Below are 16,421 nucleotides of genomic sequence, written 5' to 3' on the forward strand. Positions count from 1 at the left end.
GGCAGAGCCGTGCCTTGCCGCCCCTATTGTCGTGTCTTGAGTGTGAAACCTAGAGATAGTTCAGCAAGCTCAAATTCTGCATCCGGCTCGTGATCGTGTAGGTCAGTTCCAGTTGCGTAACTGCGCTGGACAGTTTCACCGAAGCCTCTGTCTTGTCGACATTTTCCAGATCGACGATGCGCTCGTTCAGAGTGTCGGTCTGGATGGCAAGGCGATCGGACGCGTCAGAAACCCGGGCCTGTGCGTTGCCGGCCTTGCCGATGACATTGTTAAGGCTCTGAATCGCCGAACCGATAACCTCGGTTGCCTTGTTGGCAACGGCATCGAACGTTTTCTGTGACATCTTCCCGGCGCCGAGCGAAGAGATCATCGTGTAGGCCATGGCCAACTTGCGCAGGGGTTCTTCGTTGGCGCTGACCGATGTGTCGATCACCTCGGTGGCGGAAATTCTGCTGGAGGTAACCTCATCGGTGGCAGAGGACCAGTTGGCGGCCCAGTTGGCTGAGTCGAACTCGGCGGCAAATCCGTTATCAAGATAGTCTTCGATATCAGCCACGGTGATGTTGGCCACCTGCGGGTCGTCCGGCCCGAAGCCGAATTTGGCATTAAAAGAGGCGTCGATGGCGGTCTTGCTTGTTGACCCGGTCTCATAGGTCTCAATCGGTGTTTCTTCGGTGTTGATGCCAGCGAAGATGAAAGAGCCGTTGAAAGAGGTGTTGAGGGTGGAAATCAATGAATCCAGATTGTCCTTGGAACTGGAAACGATCACGCTCCGCGCCGTGGCGCTGCCGATGGATGTCAGCAGAGTGGACTGAAAGTCGGATGCCAATGTGGAGACATTCTCCAGCGCTTGCACACCCACATCCAGACTGCTGGAAATCAGCGCATTGGTGTCGACAATGGCATTGAGCGTGTGGAACTGCGCCCGGATGGAAACAGCCTCGCCCGTGGAGCTACCCAAATGCAGACCAACATCATAGTGTCGGCCCGAGGAGACTTCCTTCTGCAGCTTAACAAGGTTGCTTGTTTGCGAGGCAATGGACTTGTTTGTCGCCGTGGAAAACGAAAGGGAAGAGATATAGTTCGTCATGATTTAACCCGCAATCTGTAGAAGTTGATCCAACATTTCATCGATCGTGCTGATCAATTTCGCGGTCGCGGAATAGCTACGCTCAATTTCCAGCATGCTTTGCATTTCTTCATCAATATTGACGCCGGTCGCGTTGGAGAAGGATTCCGTCACCCGGTTAAGCGTGATGGACTGGTTTTCGGAAACGGTGTTGGCACTTTGACGCGACGATTCCAGCCAGCTGACAGAAGAGGATGCAAAATCCTTAAGCGTGCCGGTCGTATCAACGCCCGTATCGCCGTTGAACACCATGGAGGTGTCAAGGTTGCTCAGCAGCTGCTGAATGCGATCCCCATAGCTGGCATGGTCAGACGGGTTATAGTCCGTGGTGATGCCATCCCGGATCAAGTCCAGATGGTCTGAATCAAGGGCGCCGTTGACCTGGATATCGGAGGCCAATCCCTGAACCAACGTGCCTGCAGCCGGGACCGATGGTGTCCCTGTATGGGTAAAGATGCCTGCCGTGCCGCTTTCCTGAAAGGCGGAGATCAGCCCGTGAGCAATTTCATCAAGCTGGTTCTGATAGGTCACGGCCGCTTCATCGCGCACGGCGACAAGGCCTGCGATGCGGCCGTTGCTGATTTCCATTCTGGCATCAGGGCCTGCCACGGGAACCCCGTCAACGCGCACCGAATTGCCAACGGTTGAGGCCGAGAAAGTGTCTGTCTGTTCAAAAGTGACGCTGCGCGCAGTGGTTTCAAACATCATCACACCACTTTCGGTGGTGATGACCAGATCGTTATTTTCGCGCGTCTGAGTCTTGATGCCAATCTGGGCGGACAGTTCTAGCACCGCCTGATCGCGAGCATCCAGGGCGTCGGTCACATCCGACCCAAGCTCGGTGCCGCGCACGATTTCCTTGTTGAGAGTTTCGATGCGTGCCAGCTGGTCGTTGATGATCGCCACGGATTGGGCGATCTTTTCATCCGCGTTTTCCCGCTCGGCCTGCACGGTAGCCGAAGCGTTATTCAGCGTCGATGCCATATTCTGGGCAGCAGAAAGCACCTGCCCAGCAAGGACTGAATCAGAAGGCATTGCCCCATAGGCCTGCAATGCCGTTTCCAACTCACCCAGAACAGCGGCTGGAGAAATACTCTGGTTGGTGTCGCCCAGCGTGTTGGCCAAGTGGGTTAACCCGTCCAGATAGGCATCACTTTTCTCACCGATCGAGGTGGAGGAAATGAGACTACGGAACAGCGCCTGATCGGTCGCTCTGGAAATGGCACTGATATAGACGCCACCGCCCGAACCGTCGCTTGCTTGCAGCGTTGAGACCAATGCTGTCTTGCGCGTATAGCCTTCCTGACTGGCGTTGGTAATATTGCGCGAAAGGACTGCGGTTTCTTTTTGTCGCGTGCTCAGGGCAGATTGTGCGACTTGCAGAGCAACTGATAGACTCATGACACTTACCTTAAAAAATGCACGAGACTACACCCGAAGGGAGGAACTCCATGGGGGACGTGTGTAGTCTCGTGAAGCCGGACTTAGCGAGCGAGGTTCACAACCTCACTGAGCAGATCTGACCCGGTTTGGAATACCTTGGAATCAGCGGAGAATGACCTCTGGGCAACAATCAGGTTGGTCAGTTCTTCGGCCAGATCCACGTTGGAGCCTTCGATGGCGCTGGAAATCAGGGTGCCCATGCCATTGTCTCCGGGGAAGCCGACCTGCACGTCGCCACTTTCGTTGGTGGTGGTAAAGACCTCGCCGCCCATGGGGGCAAGATTGTCTTCACTGGCCACATCCGCGATCGGAATGCGATAGGCCGGTTGGCGTGAGCCATCCTCGTAAACCATGTAGAGCGTGCCATCAGGGTTGATTTCAACGCTCTCGACATTCTGCGGCGCGTTGCCGTTCACTGTGGGATCATCGACACCAAAATCGGCAGCCAATTGTGTCATGCCAGCAATGGAAATGGTGGCATCTTCAGTGGCGGGTTGATGGTCTGGGATATGGAAGCTGAATTCGGTTGGCGAGGTGGCCGCAAAGGTGCCATCTGCGTTGAAATTCAGTGTCGTGGTCGACATGGGGTTGGCGTAGGTATTGCCGTGTGCGGTCGTGACCGATGCGGTATAGGGGAAGCCACCATCGGTGGAATCTGCGTTGTTGAAGACAGCCACTTCCCAGGTGTCAGTACCAGTCTTGGTAAAATAGACATCCATCTGGACTTCGTTGCCTACATCGTCATAGGAAACCAGAGATGTTTTGGCGGTATAATTGATGTTGGAAATGGTGCCATCGTTGGCGGATGGAAGCGGCGCGGCCTCAATGGCAGCATTCGAGGGCAGGTTGCCGCTCATCGACCCTTCCGTAGTGGCGTTGGCCTCCAACTGGGACTGGTTGATATTCACCTTTTCAAGACCGGTAAGCGCGTTGGCAACAACCGAAGGCGAACCATTGGTGAGGTCGAAGCCCTGCAGATAATATCCTGCCGTGTTGACCAGATTGCCATCTGAGTCAGGTACGAAGTGCCCTGCCCGGGTAAGGAATGGTGTGCCATCAGAATCAGACACCACGAAGAAGCCACTGCCATCAATCGCCAGGTCGGTTACGCTGGTGGTATAATCGATGTTGCCGGCTGTGGAGATGTCGTAAGAGGTGAGAGCTTCCACGCCACCTGAATTATAGGAGGTGGTGTTCTGGGTGGTCACAACGGACTTGAATTCGGTTTCGGCCTTCTTGTAGCCGGTCGTGTTCGCATTGATGATATTATCAGATACAGTGCCAAGCTTGCTCGACTGGGAGTTCATGCCTGAAACACTAGAACGCATTACGCCGTAAAGGCCCATGGTGCTCTCCTGTTTAAAGTAACCGCTATCTCGCATCCGGAGCAGTGGCGCAGGTTGCCCTGATAGGGACTATGAGGTTTCTATGCTGAGAGGATAGGGCAGAAGGCTTGCGCGAAACTGGCCTCCAATCTGTTGTAAATATTTGAATTAATTAAATTTTTATATTCAATCGAAGTGTTTCTGTGCGCTTTGGACAGAATGGGGCAAAACGGGGAGGGGGGCGGCTGAATTTTTGTCCACTCCATATAAAAACACCTGCCAATTTGTGAAGTTGGCAGGTGCAAAAGCTCGAAAAATATGATGGGCGGGAGAGAGTAGGTGGGCCTACCGGTCGCAAAAGGCACGGGATTTAGCCGTCCACTGGCCAAACTTGCTGGCCACAAGATTGCGGATAACAGCACAGACATAGCGCTTTTGAGCGGGATTGTTGTCAGGACCTGCATGATAACGCGCCACTGCCATCGTCCAGCTTCCCTGGCGGGCACGCAACTGCCTTAGAAATTTTGCCGCATAGCGTACATTGGCGTGGGGATCGATCATTTCATCCAGGGATGCAAACTGGTCAGAATGATAATGGTGATTGATCTGCATGCAACCGATATCGATCAGCTTCTTGCCATTCTTCCTGGCCTCGCGCACAGCGTCGAGCGCGGCGTTTTTGGAAGATGTCATCACCGTCTTTCCCTCGATATTGAGGGCGAAGGGGTGCAGCTTCAGGCCGCGCCCCGTTTCTGTCAGTCCAACCGCATAGAGAATGCCAAGTGGCACCCCTTCGCTGGCGGCTGCGGCGCGCATTTCCCGCTCGCATACCGCATCAACGGTCGCTGTTTCAGCCCGTGCTGTTGCCGCAAAAGCAGAGCCGGCCACACTGGCGCTAAAGAGTAAGCCCGCGATAAGGCTGACTTTCGCTTGTCGCTTCATGATGCACTCCGTCGGAATTATCATCAAAGGACTCCATCGAGAACAGGCCGCCTTCGTCTCTTGCGCCCGATTGCTGTTTTTGCCCGCCTTGATCGCCCGAGCCGTTGTTGGCGCCGGAGGAGCCGGACCGGTCCTGACCATTCTGCTGGTTCAGACTGTCACTGGAAGAGGGAGGCAGTATCTGTGAAGGGCCCTTTTCATCCATCGCGACAACCGTAATGCGGTCAGCCTGATAGCCAGCCTTTTGCAGCAATTTATTCAACTCATGCTGGTTGGTCTCAAGCATCTTCGCCGTTTCGGCCTTGGATGCTTCGATGCGCACTTCGATATTGTTGTCATTCAGGCGCACGGAAAGACGCACCTTGCCCAAATCGGCGGGATGCAGCTGGATATCAAGAACGCGCAATACATCGCCACTGCGATGCAGCTTCAATCCACTTGAGAATTGCGCATCAAGAGCGCTGTCGGAATTGGCCGAGCCCTGCCCATTGAGGCTGCCGCTCAAGGCGTCGCCAATCTGGCGGAGAACGGAATTGGCCGTGGTAAGACCCGTCTGAGGCGAAACCACTCCATTCGTCTCCAACATATCCATCGGCGCAAAATGGGTTTCCTGTTTGAGCACACTGAAGCCGTCGCGCTGGGCCTTCTGGGTAGGCGTCAACATGGCATCCCTGACAATCGGCATGACCGTATCAAAAGCCGATGTCGCGCGGGTATCCAGAGAATAGGCTTTAAGGTTGGTCGGATCGACCGGGTTTGACTGCGCGCTCTTTGCCAACTGCTCCATAGAGCCAAGGGATACCTTCTCCTGTGTCTGGGAAAGACCTTGGAAGAGGGTCTTGGCATCTTTTGCAGTGCTGGCCTCGGCTGCTGCCTTGCCTATTTTGCCCATGGAGCCTTCTGCCCCGTTTTGCTGCTTGGCCGCATCGCTCAGGGCCTGTTCGGCCAACCGGTCTTTGCCGGCCTGCAAAAGCGGATCGGTTCTTGTGCCAGCGAGCGCACCGCTGCCCGTTTTATCGGGTGCTTGTCCAAAGCCTGCTTGCGCCAACAATTGCTGGATAGATTTGAAATCGGCTTTTTCAGCACTCTGCTCCTTGGAGGCCTCCGCCGCCATTGCCGTGGCGGCCTTTTTATTGGCATCCGGAGAAACAAGATCAAACAGCTTTTCAAAGGAAGAGGGCCCTGTATCACCATTGGCCTTGTCTGCATGCTTCTTGTGTGATTTGCTTTCCAGCTCCGCCGCTTCATTGGCGGCCTGTTCGGCTTCGTCTCCATAAGAGGCACTGTTATCATGGGCCTGTCGCTTGTGCTGACTGTCTCCGTGAACAGAGTGTTTTCCGGAATACAGGGCCTTTGTGTTGACGTTGGCACCAGCGGCGGGAATGGTCTGACTAGGCATGCTTATTCACCTAAGAGAGGATTGTTTGGAAGAGGACAGAAAGAGATCAGTCTGACGAATGGCCTGTCTGCCCTCGGTCAAGGTTTCCAACTGCCAGCCCGGTTTACCCTTGTCGCCAGTGAGAGGTCTGATGGTGAAGGCCAACGCGGGATCGCGGGTCTCGGGCCAGGCGCGGATATTGTTGATCACCTGCGATATCTTTTCTGCCAGAATCTGGTCCCGGCTGGTGAGGTTGCTGCGCTGCACCTTCCACAGATGCTGGAGCGACAGCTTGATGCTGTCTGCATCAATCATGGAGCCTGCCAGATAAAGATGGGAGCGTGACTGGTCTTGAGAACCATCCAGTGTCAGTGGCAGGGCCGCCTTTGCCGCCTGTTGGGCAAGGGGGACATTGCCTGCAATCAGGCTTGAATAGGAGAGCAGTAGATAGAGGCTACGCCGCGCATCCATGTCAAACTCGGAGATAACCGTGTCGAGTTCAGCAAAATTGCTGCCCTCTTTGCTCTCGCCAAACCGGCGCATGGCAATGGCAAAGCGACGCCTGAAATCCGAATTATAGATCGAGTTGTTGAACCGCCGCATATATTGCAGGGAATAGGCTTGAAACAGTCTGGTGTCATTCTCTGCTGCCGCGACTGAAACACCCCGACGCAAGGCAGCCTCCTCCACAAGGGAGCCGGGCAGCAAAAGGCGTGCCTTGTCGATGGCAACCTGAGCGTCCTCAAGATTGTCGGGTAGAGCGAGAATGGCTTGAACCAGAGCAATCTGCCCCCCCAGTGTTGGCGAAAGAGATAGAGGGTCTATGGTTGAGAAAACACGATAGGCCTCGTTTTTCCGGCCTTCGATATAGGCCAAGGCCCCCTTCAGAAGAGCCGGGTCAACCGCAGGCGGCGGATCGAGTGACAATAGCCGGTGGCCCACCGCGGGATGACCACCCGAGAGCAGATGAATAACGGCTGCGCGCGCATTTTGCTCATTCTGCCAAACCTTGGGAGGCAATTCGAGAAAATGCCGGTTGAGATTGATGATCAGCTTGCGTTGGGCCTTGAGGGCCTGTGTGGATCCCTTGGCGGTTTGGGCCTGAAGATTCTGAACCACACGAACCTGCAGATAGGGCTGCATGTCATCCACCGACGCATCGACCGCATGGGGAATTATCGTGCCATTTGCCGACTGACCAGCGGTCGTGGCCGCCTGCTGACCGGAAGATGAGGCAGATCCCGTTTCTGGTGCGCGTGCGTCGTCGGCTCTGGCTGGCACCATGGAGACCCCTTCGATGACTCGGATCGCTTTGTGCTGATCGGCTGATTTGCCTGTTGTCTGGCCTGCCGTCTGGTCTGTTGTCTGGGCCATCGCGCCGGACAGGCTTGCGGCAGAGCATAGGCAGGCCAGCAGAGCGGTGGTCATCAGGCGGGTGCGAAGACTGCAGCTGTGCGCTGATGGAGTTTGCTTGATCATTGCGGTGCCTCCTTGCTCGGCTGCACGAGAATTTCAATGCGGCGGTTGTCATCGGCTTCCGGATCATCGGGATGCTTGAGAGCGCGATCAGCATAACCTTCCACTCGGAGCAGGCGGTTTTCATCCAGCCCGCCACGGATCAACATGAAGCGAGCCATGTGGGCACGGGCTGTCGAGAGGCGCCAATTGTCCGATTTGCCATTGCGGAATGGACGCGCATCGGTATGGCCCCGAATGATGATGTTGCCCTTGACCTTTTTGAGGCTTTTGGCGATGCGTTCGAGCAGCGTAATGGATTGCGCCGTCGGCTCGGAAGACCCGATAGCGAACATGCCATAGTCCGCGCTGTCCGAAACATTGATGAGTATGTCATCGCCGCTTGTGGTTACGGTGAGTTCATTGCCGATAGTCGGGCGCGGTTCCTCATTGAGAGCGGCATTCAGGATTGTTCTGAATTCATCCACCTGTCGGTCAAGAGCACTGGTGCCTCTTGATCTGCCCATGGCGTCGTTAACATCCGGGCCAAGGCCGGTTGATTGGTGGGGGCTTGCAGCAGCCTGCTCGGCCTGGGCCTCCCGCGCATTGCCCTTGCTTTGAGGGGCATTGGCCTGAGCCTCTTTGCCGTCCGGTCCGGCACGCTGTTCTTCCATTGGGCTCTGGGCAGAGCCGACAGAAGCGGCAGAAGCCATGGCAAAGTCGGTTTGCGAGGAGCCCGCATCTGGATTTCCGGCGTCAGGGGCCGGTTCTCCAGCTGAAAGGCTTTCGCCCTCTGTGGACCGGGTCGGTGATTGATCGGAGTCCTGCCCTGCTATGGAGAAATTGGAAGAGGTGGCTTCCTCTGTCATATCCATTTCTTCGAGCGAGAGGGGATTGAGACGCCAGGAAAGAGGGGCAAATGGATCGCGCATGGCTTCGCCGCCGGACCCTTCGATCTGGCTATCATTCTGGGCAAGGCTCTGCGTGGAATCGGTATCGTCCTGAGACTGGCTTGCCGCGACTTTTCCGTTCATTACGATGCGGTCAAGAACCCCGTAAGGATCTGAAAAGATTTCAGCTTCGGTAAAGGTTGGCAGCGGTCTGCTATCTTCCTTACCGCGTGAACGGGCCGCGTTCGCCTGTCTACTCTGCCCATCGGCCTCAGCCGGTGCTGCCGACTGGGAGAGCGCCCGCCCGTCATCTGCGTCGTCCTGCTGGGACGAGGCTTTGGGCGGTGTGGCTTCTGGGCCGACTTTCATATCCTTCGGGTCCGGGTCTTCCAGACCCTTGGGAAAGGACGTCATGGCAGAGAGCTTTACGGGGTTGAAATAGCGTGCGATATGCTTCTTGGCTGCATCATCGGTACTGGAAATCAGCCACATGACCATGAAAAAGGCCATCATCGCTGTCATGAAGTCGGCGTGGGCGATCTTCCATACGCCGCTATGGGGTTTTTCGATATTGATATCATGGCGGCGGCGAATGATGATCAATTCCTTGTCGTGTGTCTGTTCCAGATCAGTCATCTTGCACCGCCTCTTCCAGTTGGGTCAGATAATCGGAAATACGCGTTTCGAAAACGCAAGAATCCACTTTTAGGGAAAGCTCGGTGGGTTCGTCCTGCAGATTTTGCGGGGCAACGTCGCCCACAAGCGCCGAGAGCTTTTCGCAATCCACTGCCGAGCTTAGCTGTTCGAGCAGATTTTCCGGGCCGCGCAAGATAGGGCTGTCTGCAACACAATCATGCAAGGCCTGCTCGGCGACGTCTGAAAAGATCTCGACAATGCGGCGATGTGCCTGTTCAGCAAGAAAAGGCTGGAGCATTTCGGCCACCTGATCGGCGAGCTCGTTTTTGATCTCCACCATCTGTTCGGCGACATGTCCATGAAGCTGGCGATGCAGCTCGGCGGCCAGCACCTGTTTCATGGCGTCGAATTCCTCGCGCAGTTTCAGCCGCTGCAGGGATAACTGCTCCTGCCAGAGGAGCTCTGCGTCCTTCAATCCATTGGCCCAGGCTTCTGTGCAATCGCTTTGGGTTTCCGCGCACGTTTGCGGCGCCTCGGGTTGTTTTGCAATTGGCAGCAGGAGATCCAGTCCACCGAAGACAATCTCGGTTGGCTCTGTTTTACCAAGTGGCTTCACTTCTTTGCCCAGCGGCTTGACTTCGGCAGGCTCCAGCGGCGCGTCCTTGACAGATGGGATCAGATCTTTGAGAGGGATCGTCATCAAGCCGTCTCCGATTCATAGAACCACTGCTTGAGGATCGCTGCGGACTGCTCTTCATTCATCTCGACCACCCGTTCCAGCTTACGCACAGGAGAGGCATCCAGCTTCTTGGACAATTCCTCGATCAGGCCAGCATGGGTACTCGGATCGGAGGCCATGTAGCCCAGCTGATCATCAAGGCCAACCTCAAGCTCGGATTCTTCGGGTGTGTTGTCATTCGCCACCGGTTTTGGAACCAGCGCACTGATTGCAGGGCGCAGACCGAACCAGATCAGCAAGGTGGAAACCACCAGAATGCTTACGGCATTGACCACGTTACCCGACTGCTGCAACAGCACCTGGGTCACGGTCAGCGGCGGCAGTGGTTCAAGCTCCCCGGTGCCGGCCTGGAAATCGACAACAGCAACCTTGATCTGGTCTCCCCGCGTGGCATTCAGGCCTGCTGCAGAAGAAGCCAACTGGCTGATTTCTTCGATATGCTTGTTGATGGCATTGTTGATTGTTTCTTCATCTGCGCCATCGCCCAGCGTTTCCAGAAGGTGGGCCCGGTTGACCAGAACGGCGATGGAGAGACGCTCCACATCATAGCCCTCGCGGGTCTGCTCGACCTTCTTGGTTGAAATCTCGTAGTTGATCGTTTCCTCGCGGCGTTGATTTTCTTCCACCGACTGTTCGCTGCCGCTGTTGTCGACCTGTTCATCAGGGAGATTCTGTTCCACCGTGGTCGGTGGCTGAGAGCTGGCATTCTGCGCGCTTTCGCTTGAACGAACGGTCTGGATACTGCGCTCGATGCGGCTGTCTGGGTCAAAAATCGTCTGCGCTACACGTTCCTTGTCCGTGTTGAGCGTGGCGGCAACGGAAACCTGAAAGTTGGGAAGGCCAAGATAGGGCGTTAGGGTCTTGCGGATATTTTCCTGAATGCGATCAGAGACGAGCGTTTCAAGCCCGGCCATTTCACCAGCGGAAGAGGCATCCTTGCCCTGTCCGGAGGCGAGCAGCTCGCCTGAGGAATCCAACACCGTCACTTCGGCCGGTTTCATGCCCGGAACAGCGGCCGCCACCAGATATCGGATGGCCTGGGCTGTCTGGAATTCCCCGGTGCCCGATCCCCGGATGACAACGGAAGCCGAAGGCATCTGGTCCTTCTTGCGGAAGGATCCCTTTTCCGGCAACACGATATGCACGCGTGCCGACTGCACATCCTTCATCGACTGGATCGTTCGGCCCAATTCGCCTTCCAGCGCACGAACGCGCGTAATCTCCTGCATGAAAGACGTAAGGCCCAGCGAACCGAGATTGTCAAAAAGCTCATATCCTGCGCTATCGCCACGGGGCAATCCCCTTTCGGCCAGCAACATGCGGGCGCGCGACGCTGAGGAATGGTTGACGAGAACCGCCGAACTTTCCGTATTCACATCAAACCGGATACCGGAATCCTGCAAGGCAGACCCGATCCGCGTGATGTCTTCCCGGTCCAGCCCGGAATAAAGCACGGTCATCTGTGGTTTGGAGAGAAAATACGCCCCACCCCCGACCAACATAAGGGTCATGAGCCCGATAAGGCCAAGAGCCATGAGCCTTCTTGGACCGAGCTCTTTGAGATTTGCCAATATTTTTTCGGCTTGTTCACTTCCAGGCATCGAAATTCAACCCTCTTTCAAGCAAAAGGAAACGTCTTTTGTGACTATGGGCCGGAAAGCTTGCGTGAAGCCTGTGCGGCGCGTCTGAATTGAAGATAGCCGTCCAAAATTAAAGTCAAAGAGGACAAAGGCCACAGCCAGAAGAAAGAGAAGAAAGAGAAAGAAGACAGAAATCGGTAAGGCAGAATGAAGAAAAGGCGCATCCGGAAGGATGCGCCTTTTACAGCTGTCAAAATCAAGAGCCCACTTATAGAACAGCTTACTGGAACAGAGACAGAATGCTCTGAGAACCAGAGTTGGCAATCGAGAGAGCCTGAATGCCGAGCTGCTGCTGTACCTGAAGAGCTTTCAGGCGTGTGGATTCTTCGTTCATGTCCGCATCTACCAGCTGGCCGATACCACGATCAATTGCGTCAGTCAGAGCAGAGATGAAGTCATTCTGCAGATCAACGCGGGTTTTGATCGAACCAAGAGTGGTTGCAGCATCAGTGATTTTGCCCATTGCGGTTTCAACGTCGTCGATCAGGGTATCAAGACCCGTGAGATCGTCATCGGCAACAGCAGAGATGTCGAAGTCAGACAGATCTGCACCACCAACGTTGGTACCCATAGTCAAGGCAGTATCGAAGATACCTGCACCACTGCCAGTGGAGTCGAACAGCTGAATGTCGGACAGAGTGACATCAATCGTTTCAATCTGAACGGCACCAGAGCTGTCACGGCTGAAGGAGCTGACGATGCTTTTGGTAGGTGTGGTACCCGTGTCACTGACGAGCCAGTTTTCGGAGTTGAACACAGCTGAGTTCGCGACGGATTTCAACTGGTTCTGAAGCTGAGAGATGTCAGACTGGATTTTGGCACGATCAAGACCAGGTTCCTTCGCAGCAACCAGTTTGTTCTTGATCTCTTTCATCACATCAACGGTAGAGTTCATGGCCGTATACATGGTGTCGACGGTAGCGGCACCAAGACCGAGCGCATCCTGCACAGCAGAAAGAGCGCCATTATCGGAACGCATGGTTGTTGCGATGGACCAGTAGGCAGCGTTGTCTTCTGCTCCGGCAACGCGCATACCAGTGGAAATGCGCTGCTGAGTAGCGTCCAGATTTTTGTTCGTGGCGTTCAGGGTCTGCAAAGCAGTCATTGCAGAGGTGTTGGTCAGAATACTGTTAGACATGATTATGTCCCTTTCAAAAGTAGAAGATAGAGGGGACATTCCGGGCTTTTATCCGGGACAACAGGGCGGCCTCATGCCTTTGAGCATTTGCTTTAGGTTATGCTCAACCTGTCGTGCTTCTCACCATAGTGAGCTGACCTTGCCTCAGGCTGACCAGTCTGTCGAGGCACGACATTTTTTATTCAGCGCTTGCTGGCAGAAGCATGAACAAAAAGAAAAGCCCCTTCGTTGAAGGGGCTTTTCAAGGAAAATATGCAGAGTAGAAAACAATAACAGAGGCTCTTCTTCAAGGGTGATCTGCGCGCGGATTGGTAACCATTTCAAGGATTTCCAGGTTATCAGACTTTTCCTGCTCCTTGCGTTCCTTGTCTTCCACCATGGTTAAAAAGCGTCGCACCGATTCCATGGTCGTGCCATGTTTGCGCAGCTGTTGTTGCAGCACTTCGAGCGCTTGATCCAGCTCGGCCCGCTCCTTGGCCACCTTTTTGAGCTGCTTGGCATGGGATGCCATCAGGGCATTGACCAGAATGGGGTCGCCTTCGGCCATCATTTTGACCAGGGATGCTTCCTTTTCCCGCAAATGCGTTTTCTGTTGAACGGTCTGCTCAACCGCTCGTTGGGTACTTTGGTGCATTTGTTCCTGGGCGTGGAGAAGTCTGCGAAGTCGTTCTGTTCTTTTTGACATGGTCTCTCTTCTTTATCGGCTAAGGGCGAGCGAAAGCGCATCGATAAAAATTCCCACCATTTCGCTGACAACAAACATGGTCAGCAGCAGGCCACCCATGAGAATGAATGGCATGGATACGAAATAGACCGGGATCTGCGGTGTAAATTTGTTCAGCAGACCAAGGGAGAGGTTGGCGAGCACGGCATAAAGCACAAACGGGCTCGAGACGCGCAAAGCCACCAGAAAAGCCTCGGTCAATGTGTCCACAAACTGGATGAGTGAGCCCTGCACATCAAAGGTCAGTCCCGGAGGAATGACCGAGAAGGAGGACACGAGTCCGGAGATCAGCTGCCAATGCAACCCTGACACAAAGATCATGACGATGGCCGTCATCGAGATAATATTGACCATCGGGGGCAGGGCATCGTTGGATTCCAGCGGACTACCACCCATGGCGGCAAGGTTCATGAACATGGCTGCATAACTGCCCATGGTTTCCAGAGCGGTCATGAAAATCCGGCCGATAAAACCGATGGTGATACCGGTCATCAGTTCAGTGGTGATCAGCAGAAACACGCGGTCCAGATTGGTGTCTGGCAGGCTTTTCATGACAGGGGCGAGCAACAGGGGCGCAAGGCCGATGGAGACGGCGATTGAAATGAACAGTCGCACATTCATGGGAATGCGCGAGCTGCCAAAGCCGGGCATGACCATCAGGCAACCGCCAATGCGGCACTGGATCAGGAAAACGGCAAGCAATGTTGTGGGTTGTATCCAGGCCATGGCAGATCAGGACACGCTTCCGATTGTGATCAGCTCGACGCCGCGGGATACTTCCAGATGCGAGAGCACCGGCAGGGTCGGGAACAGCCGTTCGACGATCATGCGCACATAGCTGCGGGCTTCAGGCGTGGTCAGCAGGGCATAGCTCTGTTGGTTGGCTGCCTGCTCATGCACGACCTTGGTCAATTGCTGGCCAAACTGTTCAACCAGTTGCGGTTCCAGATCGATTTCGATGATATCGCCCTTGGCATCGCGCTTGAGCGCCTCGTGGAAGGCCAGATCCCAGCGGTTGCCCAGCCGGATGACACAGAGTTTGCCACCCTTGGCCAGATCGCCACAGATCTGTTGTCCCATGCGCACGCGCACATGTTCGACAACCTCTTCGGAGCGGCGCACATGGGGTGCGATTTCCGCGATGGCTTCCAGAATGAGATGCAGGTTGCGGATGGAAACCCTCTCGGCCAGCAGCAGTTTGAGCACGGCCTGCAGGCCGGAGAAGCTGATATGGGCCGGGCAGATATCGTCGATCAGCTTTTTATATTCCGGATCGAGACGATTGATCAGATGGCGCATATCCTTGTAGGAGAGCAACTGCGGCAGGTTGTTGCGGATCACTTCGCTCAAGTGCGTCAGAACGATCGTGGTGCTGTCCACCGAGTTGAGACCAATCCGGTCAACCTCGCCCTGATAGGCGCTGGGAACCCAGATGCCGGGCATGCCGAAGGCTGGTTCGCGGGTCGGTTCGCCGGGCAGGCTCGCGGTCTTGTCCGGACCGGCCAGAACCAATAGCTCGCCCACGCGCAGCTCATGGCTGGCGATGATCGTGCCGTGAATCTTGATTTCATAGCTTTTGGGTGGCAGTGCTAGGCTGTCCGTCAGATGGATGTCGGGAACGACAAAGCCATAATCCTCTGCGAATTTGCGGCGCATCTTGGCCACGCGGTTGGCCAGATCATCGCGAGATGTCAGCATCTGCGCGGTCAGCTGCTTGCCAAGGCAAAGCTCGATTTCTGCTGTCTTGAGGCTTGGCTTGGCCGACAGGCGATCCTGATCTTCCTTCTTCTTGGTTGCGATCATGGCCCGGCGTGCCTTCTCGGCTTCTTCCTCAGCCAGACGCTTGGGAATGGAATAGCCGGTGAAGATCATCACACCTGCAAGCGCAGCAAAAGGAAGTACGGGCAGGCCGGGCATGATGGCCAGGATGATCATCAGGCTGGCCGCCACAAACAGGGCGCGAGGATATTTGCCAAGCTGCCCCATGACAGCCTTTTCCGCCGAACCGCGCGTGCCGCCCTTGGAGACGAGCAGACCGGCAGCCAGAGACACGATCAGTGCAGGAATCTGCGAGACGAGCCCGTCACCCACGGACAGTTTTGTAAAGACGTCGGATGCTTCGGCCATCGTCATGCCGTGGCGTGTGGCCCCAATGACAATACCGCCGAAAATATTCACGGCCGTAATGATGAGACCGGCAATGGCATCGCCGCGGACGAATTTGGATGCACCATCCATGGCGCCGAAAAAGGAGCTTTCCTCTTCCAGCTCACTGCGGCGGGCCTGCGCGGCCTTGTCGTCGATGAGACCGGCATTGAGGTCGGCGTCAATGGCCATCTGCTTGCCGGGAATGGCATCAAGCGTAAAGCGGGCGCCAACTTCAGCAATACGGGTCGCGCCTTTGGTGATCACCAGAAAGTTCACAATCACCAGGATTGTGAAGACGATCAGGCCAATAACGAAATCGCCGCTCATCACAAACTGTGAAAAGCCGTTGATGATATTGCCCGCAGCATCTAGCCCCTTGTGTCCCTGCGACAGGATCATGCGCGTCGTTGCGATATTGAGCGACAGGCGCAGCATGGTGGCGATCAGCAGAATGGTCGGAAATGAGGAGAATTCCAACGGTTTCTGAATCCACAGGGCGACCATCAGGATCAGGATGGACAAGGCAATCGACAGGGACAGGCCAATATCGATAAGGATCGGTGGAATGGGCAGAAACAGGATCGTCAGAATGATAACGATACCGAACGCAAAGCCGACATCCCGACCTTTTTTCTCAGAATTCATTCCAATTGGTGCGACGACTTGGCTGTCGGACATGTCGCTCTCCGTTGTTCGTTGCGTGCGTTCTAAGATGCATAGGCAAGCTTGCGTCGGGCTTGTTCCCCAGCCTGCTGTGTCTCACCCATTGCGCCAATGCCGCAGAAAACGGCGCAAAAGCGGGCATGCACTGGCTTGAGAGCCGGCACATGATGT

General features: G+C 55.2%; 13 protein-coding genes. All 13 read right to left on the bottom strand.

Features of this window, described 5'->3' with window-relative positions; genetic code table 11:
• Nucleotides 1–49: 49 nt before the first annotated feature.
• Nucleotides 50–1,090 (bottom strand): flagellar hook-associated family protein, encoded by a 1,041-nt coding sequence (locus BM258_RS04340; protein ID WP_090069332.1) that lies wholly within the window; start codon nt 1,088–1,090, stop codon nt 50–52.
• A 3-nt stretch (nt 1,091–1,093) separates the two neighbouring features.
• Complete coding sequence (gene flgK / locus BM258_RS04345; protein ID WP_090069334.1) at nt 1,094–2,530, bottom strand: flagellar hook-associated protein FlgK; 1,437 nt, start codon at nt 2,528–2,530, stop codon at nt 1,094–1,096.
• 83 nt (nt 2,531–2,613) lie between these two features.
• Nucleotides 2,614–3,918, bottom strand: coding sequence for a flagellar hook protein FlgE (locus BM258_RS04350; protein WP_090069336.1), 1,305 nt, complete (start codon nt 3,916–3,918; stop codon nt 2,614–2,616).
• A gap of 324 nt (nt 3,919–4,242) precedes the next feature.
• Nucleotides 4,243–4,839 (bottom strand): transglycosylase SLT domain-containing protein, encoded by a 597-nt coding sequence (locus BM258_RS04355; RefSeq protein WP_407062698.1) that lies wholly within the window; start codon nt 4,837–4,839, stop codon nt 4,243–4,245.
• Complete coding sequence (locus BM258_RS04360) at nt 4,793–6,238, bottom strand: flagellar hook-length control protein FliK (RefSeq protein ID WP_090069338.1); 1,446 nt, start codon at nt 6,236–6,238, stop codon at nt 4,793–4,795. Before BM258_RS04360 ends, BM258_RS04355 begins: the two co-directional genes overlap by 47 nt.
• 6 nt (nt 6,239–6,244) lie before the next feature.
• Complete coding sequence (locus tag BM258_RS04365) at nt 6,245–7,696, bottom strand: hypothetical protein (RefSeq protein WP_090069340.1); 1,452 nt, start codon at nt 7,694–7,696, stop codon at nt 6,245–6,247.
• Nucleotides 7,693–9,198, bottom strand: a complete 1,506-nt coding sequence (locus BM258_RS04370) for a MotB family protein (protein WP_090069342.1) — start codon at nt 9,196–9,198, stop codon at nt 7,693–7,695. Before BM258_RS04370 ends, BM258_RS04365 begins: the two co-directional genes overlap by 4 nt.
• Nucleotides 9,191–9,898 carry a hypothetical protein gene (locus BM258_RS04375; protein ID WP_090069344.1) on the bottom strand — a complete coding sequence of 236 codons (708 nt, stop codon included), beginning with the start codon at nt 9,896–9,898 and terminating at the stop codon, nt 9,191–9,193. The genes BM258_RS04370 and BM258_RS04375 overlap by 8 nt, the downstream gene beginning before the upstream one ends.
• Nucleotides 9,898–11,472 (bottom strand): flagellar basal-body MS-ring/collar protein FliF, encoded by a 1,575-nt coding sequence (gene fliF, locus BM258_RS04380; protein ID WP_407062699.1) that lies wholly within the window; start codon nt 11,470–11,472, stop codon nt 9,898–9,900. The genes BM258_RS04375 and fliF overlap by 1 nt, the downstream gene beginning before the upstream one ends.
• A 325-nt stretch (nt 11,473–11,797) precedes the next feature.
• Nucleotides 11,798–12,715, bottom strand: a complete 918-nt coding sequence (locus tag BM258_RS04385; RefSeq protein WP_090069348.1) for a flagellin N-terminal helical domain-containing protein — start codon at nt 12,713–12,715, stop codon at nt 11,798–11,800.
• A gap of 286 nt (nt 12,716–13,001) precedes the next feature.
• Nucleotides 13,002–13,349: a hypothetical protein gene (locus tag BM258_RS04390; RefSeq protein WP_090069350.1), complete on the bottom strand. Its 348-nt coding sequence runs from the start codon at nt 13,347–13,349 to the stop codon at nt 13,002–13,004.
• 63 nt (nt 13,350–13,412) lie between these two features.
• Nucleotides 13,413–14,165 (bottom strand): flagellar biosynthetic protein FliR, encoded by a 753-nt coding sequence (locus BM258_RS04395; protein WP_090069352.1) that lies wholly within the window; start codon nt 14,163–14,165, stop codon nt 13,413–13,415.
• A 6-nt stretch (nt 14,166–14,171) separates the two neighbouring features.
• Nucleotides 14,172–16,265 carry a flagellar biosynthesis protein FlhA gene (gene flhA, locus BM258_RS04400; RefSeq protein ID WP_090069355.1) on the bottom strand — a complete coding sequence of 698 codons (2,094 nt, stop codon included), beginning with the start codon at nt 16,263–16,265 and terminating at the stop codon, nt 14,172–14,174.
• Nucleotides 16,266–16,421: the final 156 nt, after the last annotated feature.

The sequence above is a fragment of the Cohaesibacter marisflavi genome (assembly GCF_900115225.1).
Classification (GTDB): Bacteria; Pseudomonadota; Alphaproteobacteria; order Rhizobiales; family Cohaesibacteraceae; genus Cohaesibacter; species Cohaesibacter marisflavi.